The sequence below is a fragment of the Pedobacter jejuensis genome, assembly GCF_003725795.1.
GTDB lineage: Bacteria > Bacteroidota > Bacteroidia > Sphingobacteriales > Sphingobacteriaceae > Pedobacter > Pedobacter jejuensis.
This window is the reverse complement of the sequence record NZ_RBEE01000027.1, coordinates 1-6,476: the sequence shown is the minus strand read 5'-3', so window position 1 is coordinate 6,476 and position 6,476 is coordinate 1. Positions and strand designations below refer to the sequence as shown.

At 46.1% G+C, this 6,476-nt stretch carries 2 tRNA genes and 3 rRNA genes; all 5 read left to right on the top strand.

Features of this window, described 5'->3' with window-relative positions:
• The first annotated feature begins 763 nt into the window (after positions 1–763).
• The 5 genes from D7004_RS13890 to rrf all read left to right on the top strand — a co-directional run bounded on the left by D7004_RS13890 (position 764) and on the right by rrf (position 6,353).
• Positions 764–2,285, top strand: a 16S ribosomal RNA gene (locus D7004_RS13890).
• Between the two features lie 315 nt (positions 2,286–2,600).
• Positions 2,601–2,675: transfer RNA gene (locus tag D7004_RS13885), tRNA-Ile, on the top strand.
• Positions 2,676–2,756: 81 nt separating this feature from the next.
• Positions 2,757–2,830, top strand: a tRNA-Ala gene (locus D7004_RS13880).
• 396 nt (positions 2,831–3,226) lie between these two features.
• Positions 3,227–6,103, top strand: a 23S ribosomal RNA gene (locus tag D7004_RS13875).
• A 138-nt stretch (positions 6,104–6,241) separates the two neighbouring features.
• Positions 6,242–6,353: ribosomal RNA gene (rrf, locus tag D7004_RS13870) — 5S ribosomal RNA — on the top strand.
• The 16S, 23S and 5S rRNA genes sit together here with 2 tRNA genes alongside, the layout of an rRNA operon.
• Positions 6,354–6,476 lie beyond the last annotated feature (123 nt).

Below are 6,476 nucleotides of genomic sequence, written 5' to 3'. Positions count from 1 at the left end.
TGAAATCCGGCAACGCTCTTTTCTCAAAACAACCAAACCCTATACCATACTAATAATCTTATGCAGACAAACCAGGGTTAAACATGAAAATGCTTAAAATGTTTTAAGCTGCAAATAATTTTTTCTTATTGAGAATCATGGAGTTGAGGGGAGTGGGAGAACAAAAGGTTGGAAACTGTTTGGAAACTGCTTTGATTTTTCTACTTTTGCATCCCGCTTCGGAGGAAGGGGTTAAGGTTTAAGAAACGAAATAAAGGCTTGGAATTATTTTAAAATAGTTCTTGTGGGAGGGAGAAAGTTTGTTGCCTTTGCAACCCGGTTCGGAAGAGACGGAATTGAATTGAAAAGCTGGGTTAGAGATTGAGAAGGAGCTAAGAAAAATAAAAAATTATTTTATTTGCGAATTAAAAAAAGATTTCTACCTTTGCACTCCCAACGGAAACGAAGGGAAAACAAACCGGAACGGCGGATGTCGGGAAGGGTTAAAAAAAGATTGAAATAAACTAAAATAGCTGAAGGGAGACTAACAAGACTCAGGGAAGCGAAAGCAAGTTTAACGATATATAAATAAAGGCGGCCGTGAGGTGATTGCCGATAAGTTCTTAAAAGAGATGTCAATGTAGCGCAAGCGAGGTAATGAAGTACGGATTCAAGTACAGAGTACCGGAGCTTGATTTTAAAGTCAATGTCTGACAGACATAATTAAAAAAGAAGACTATTTTTAACAATAGTTAAAACTGGTCAGCATCTTACAAAACATTTTACAATGGAGAGTTTGATCCTGGCTCAGGATGAACGCTAGCGGCAGGCCTAATACATGCAAGTCGAACGATAGATAGAGGCTTGCTTCTATCGAAAGTGGCGCACGGGTGCGTAACGCGTATGCAACCTACCTTAATCAGGGGGATAGCCCGAAGAAATTCGGATTAACACCGCATAAAAACACAGAGTAGCATTACTCAATGTTCAAATATTTATAGGATTAAGATGGGCATGCGTGTCATTAGCTAGTTGGCGGGGTAACGGCCCACCAAGGCGACGATGACTAGGGGATCTGAGAGGATGACCCCCCACACTGGTACTGAGACACGGACCAGACTCCTACGGGAGGCAGCAGTAAGGAATATTGGTCAATGGAGGCAACTCTGAACCAGCCATGCCGCGTGCAGGAAGACAGCCCTATGGGTCGTAAACTGCTTTTATCCGGGAATAAACCTTTCTACGTGTAGGAAGCTGAATGTACCGGAAGAATAAGGATCGGCTAACTCCGTGCCAGCAGCCGCGGTAATACGGAGGATCCAAGCGTTATCCGGATTTATTGGGTTTAAAGGGTGCGTAGGCGGCCTGTTAAGTCAGAGGTGAAAGACGGTAGCTCAACTATCGCAGTGCCTTTGATACTGACGGGCTTGAATAAACTAGAGGTAGGCGGAATGAGACAAGTAGCGGTGAAATGCATAGATATGTCTCAGAACACCGATTGCGAAGGCAGCTTACTATGGTTTTATTGACGCTGAGGCACGAAAGCGTGGGGATCAAACAGGATTAGATACCCTGGTAGTCCACGCCCTAAACGATGAATACTCGCTGTTAGCGATATACAGTTAGCGGCTAAGCGAAAGCGTTAAGTATTCCACCTGGGGAGTACGCTCGCAAGAGTGAAACTCAAAGGAATTGACGGGGGCCCGCACAAGCGGAGGAGCATGTGGTTTAATTCGATGATACGCGAGGAACCTTACCCGGGCTTGAAAGTTAGTGAAGATTTCAGAGATGAATTCGTCCGCAAGGACACGAAACTAGGTGCTGCATGGCTGTCGTCAGCTCGTGCCGTGAGGTGTTGGGTTAAGTCCCGCAACGAGCGCAACCCCTATGTTTAGTTGCCAGCATGTAATGATGGGGACTCTAAACAGACTGCCTGTGCAAACAGAGAGGAAGGAGGGGACGACGTCAAGTCATCATGGCCCTTACGTCCGGGGCTACACACGTGCTACAATGGATGGTACAGAGGGCAGCTACATAGCAATATGATGCGAATCTCACAAAGCCATTCACAGTTCGGATTGGGGTCTGCAACTCGACCCCATGAAGTTGGATTCGCTAGTAATCGCGTATCAGCAATGACGCGGTGAATACGTTCCCGGGCCTTGTACACACCGCCCGTCAAGCCATGGAAGTTGGGGGTACCTAAAGTATGTAACCGTAAGGAGCGTCCTAGGGTAAAACCGATAACTGGGGCTAAGTCGTAACAAGGTAGCCGTACCGGAAGGTGCGGCTGGAATACCTCCTTTCTGGAGCAGAGTTGACTACTCGCTGCGCAACATGATACTCTAATAAAAAGTTATAAGTTATAAGTTGAAGGTTAAAAAGTTTTAAGTTATAGGTTTTAAGTTAACAGGCATAAGCTTAGTAACTAACCAACCAAAAAGCTAACTAACCAACCAACTAAAAAACTAAAAGAAACACCCAAAAGATTAACCACGTTGGTGGCACTAACAAGAATCTTTGAGGCGAGATTGAAATTGAATTACGATTTTTGATTTACGATTTACGATTGCTTATTGCAATAAAATCTAAAATCGTCAGTCTAAAATCTAAAATCATGAAGTCCCGTAGCTCAGCCTGGTTAGAGCACTACACTGATAATGTAGGGGTCTCCAGTTCAAATCTGGACGGGACTACTATTGAGGCGTTAAGGGTTATAAGTTAATTTTACGGGTTCCCCGGCAACAATTAACAGATAACAGGCAACAAAATCTTATGGGGGATTAGCTCAGCTGGCTAGAGCGCCTGCCTTGCACGCAGGAGGTCAACGGTTCGACTCCGTTATTCTCCACAATAAGCTAAAAGCTTAAAGACCAAAGCAGAAAGCTTTTAAAAAACAAAAGCACGTTACCAGGATTGGTAAACTACATTGACATAAAGATTAAGATAAGAAGAAACGCCAAGGGGGCACATATATAATTAATGTATGAAACGGTTCGAGACCGCAGTTTTTTACTAATAAGGAATAAGCTATAGGCTTAGGTTGGGGCACATTAAACCCTATACCTTTATACCCTCAGCCTTATACCTTAATAAAGTTCTTTGACATATTGGAAGAAGTTAAAAAAGAAGAGCAAACAACAATAGGCGACTGTTGTGTTTGTGCTCTCCCGACGTAAAGTCGGGAATGAGACATCATAACAAGAGCAAAAAAGCATACTATACGGCGCAAAAGGCGTATACGTAGAAGAAAGTAATAAAGAGTACACGGGGGATGCCTTGGCTCTCAGAGGCGATGAAGGACGTGATAAGCTGCGATAAGCTTCGGGTATTTGCAAATAGGAATTAATCCGAAGATTTCCGAATGGGGCAACCCGGCTGGTTGAAGACCAGTCACATATAATGAGCAAACCTGCCGAACTGAAACATCTAAGTAAGCAGAGGAAGAGAAAATAATAATGATTTCCTAAGTAGTGGCGAGCGAACGGGAAAGAGCCCAAACCTACTTTGTTACGGCAAAGTGGGGGTTGTAGGACTACGATGTGGCATTAACAAACAGAAGTGGAATGGGATGGGAAGCCCAGCGATACACGGTGATAGCCCGGTACACGTATAGAATGTTAGCCTAGTAGTATCCTGAGTACCGCGAGGTCGGAGACGCCTTGTGGGAATCTGCCGGCACCATCCGGTAAGGCTAAATACTCCTGAGAGACCGATAGTGAACCAGTACCGTGAGGGAAAGGTGAAAAGAACCCCGAACAGGGGAGTGAAATAGAACCTGAAACCGTGTACTTACAAGCGGTCGGAGCGTCCAGGTGGCGTGACGGCGTGCCTTTTGCATAATGAGCCTACGAGTTACTCTTCTCTGGCAAGGTTAAGTGTTTAAGACACGGATCCGAAGCGAAAGCGAGTCTGAATAGGGCGTATAGTCAGAGGAGGTAGACGCGAAACCTTGTGATCTACCCATGGACAGGTTGAAGGTGCGGTAACACGTACTGGAGGACCGAACCGATAAACGTTGAAAAGTTTCCGGATGATCTGTGGGTAGGGGTGAAAGGCTAATCAAACTGGGAAATAGCTCGTACTCCCCGAAATGTTTTTAGGAACAGCGTGGATATTAAGTTTCATAGAGGTAGAGCTACTGATTGGGTGCGGGGGAGTCAAATCCTACCAAATCCAGACAAACTCCGAATGCTATGAAATATGGTCTGCAGTGAGGCCCGGGGTGCTAAGGTCACGGGCCGAGAGGGAAAGAACCCAGACCATCAGCTAAGGTCCCTAAGTGTACGCTAAGTTGAACTAACGAGGTCCGATTGCACAGACAGCTAGGATGTTGGCTTGGAAGCAGCCATTCATTTAAAGAGTGCGTAACAGCTCACTAGTCGAGCGATCGGGCATGGATAATAAACGGGCATTAAGTGTATCACCGAAGCTATGGGATTGAAATATATCGGTAGGGGAGCATTCTATATGCAGCGAAGGTATCTGGTAATGGGTGCTGGAGCGTATAGAAAAGCAAATGTAGGCATAAGTAACGATAAGGCGGGAGAGAAACCCGCCCACCGAAAGGATAAGGTTTCCTGATCAACGCTAATCGGATCAGGGTTAGTCGGGTCCTAAGGAGAACCCGAAAGGGACATTCGATGGACAACTGGTTAATATTCCAGTACTTTTTATAACTGCGATGTGGGGACGGAGTAGTGACACTGCCGCGAACTGACGGAATAGTTCGTTAAAGGTTGTAGGTATTAGAATGGTAGGCAAATCCGCCAATCTAGCTGAAAACTAATAGTACCGCGAGGCTTCGGCTGAGTGGATAGAGCAGGTAAACAGACTTCCAAGAAAAACCGCTAAGCTTCAGGTTATAAAAACCCGTACCGCAAACCGACACAGGTATCCGGGAAGAGAATTCTAAGGTGCTCGAGTGAATCATGGCTAAGGAACTCGGCAAAATGGCCCTGTAACTTCGGGAGAAGGGGCGCTTGCAGCAATGTAAGCCGCAGTGAAAAGGCCCAGGCGACTGTTTAACAAAAACACATGGCTTTGCAAAATCGAAAGATGAAGTATAAGGCCTGACACCTGCCCGGTGCTGGAAGGTTAAGAGGGGATGTCATCCGCAAGGAGAAGCATTGAATCGAAGCCCCAGTAAACGGCGGCCGTAACTATAACGGTCCTAAGGTAGCGAAATTCCTTGTCGGGTAAGTTCCGACCTGCACGAATGGTGTAACGATCTGGGCGCTGTCTCAGCCATGAGCTCGGTGAAATTGTGGTCCCGGTGAAGACGCCGGGTACCCGCAACGGGACGGAAAGACCCCATGCACCTTCACTACAATTTAACATTGACATTGGATACAGGATGTGTAGGATAGGTGGGAGGCTTTGAAGCGGCGTCGCTAGGCGTCGTGGAGCCAACGTTGAAATACCACCCTTTCTGTATTCGGTGTCTAATCCCGCCAAGCGGGAGACATTGTTTGATGGGTAGTTTGACTGGGGTGGTCGCCTCCAAAAAGGTAACGGAGGCTTTCAAAGGTAAGCTCAATACGCTTGGTAACCGTATGAGGAGTGCAATAGCATAAGCTTGCTTGACTGTGAGACAGACAAGTCGATCAGGGTCGAAAGACGGATATAGTGATCCGGTGGTTCTGCATGGAAGGGCCATCGCTCAAAGGATAAAAGGTACGCTGGGGATAACAGGCTGATCTCCCCCAAGAGCTCATATCGACGGGGAGGTTTGGCACCTCGATGTCGGCTCGTCACATCCTGGGGCTGGAGAAGGTCCCAAGGGTTCGGCTGTTCGCCGATTAAAGTGGCACGCGAGCTGGGTTCAGAACGTCGCGAGACAGTTCGGTCCCTATCTGTTGTGGGCGTAGGAATTTTGAGTGGGGCTGACCTTAGTACGAGAGGACCGGGTTGGACTAGCCTCTAGTGAATCTGTTGTTCCGCCAGGGGCATTGCAGAGTAGCTACGCTGGGAATAGATAAGCGCTGAAAGCATCTAAGTGCGAAACTAGCCACGAGATGAGAATTCCATATAGGACCGTAGAAGACTACTACGTTGATAGGTTACAGATGTAAAGGTGGTGACATCACAGTCGAGTAATACTAATCATCCGAAGCTTTCAAAGCAAACAGACTGTTGTTTGTTCTTCAAAACTTAACTTCTTTCAATAATATGTCATTTAAGTTGTAAGTGATAAGTTATACGTTGTAGGTAGAGATACTTATAACTTAATACTTAAAACCTAACACTTAATTAAAAACATTTAGGTGCCTATATCGGTGGTGTCCACCTCTTCCCATTCCGAACAGAGAAGTTAAGCCCACCAGAGCCGATGGTACTGCGGTAACACGTGGGAGAGTAGGTCGGTGCCAAATCTTAAAAGCCTCAAAAAAGGCTATTAAATAAGAACCCTTGCAGTAACAACTGCAGGGGTTTCTTCGTTTATTCAGGTTGAGATTGAGGTTGAGACCAAGGCTGAGGCTGAGCAAGGAGCAAAA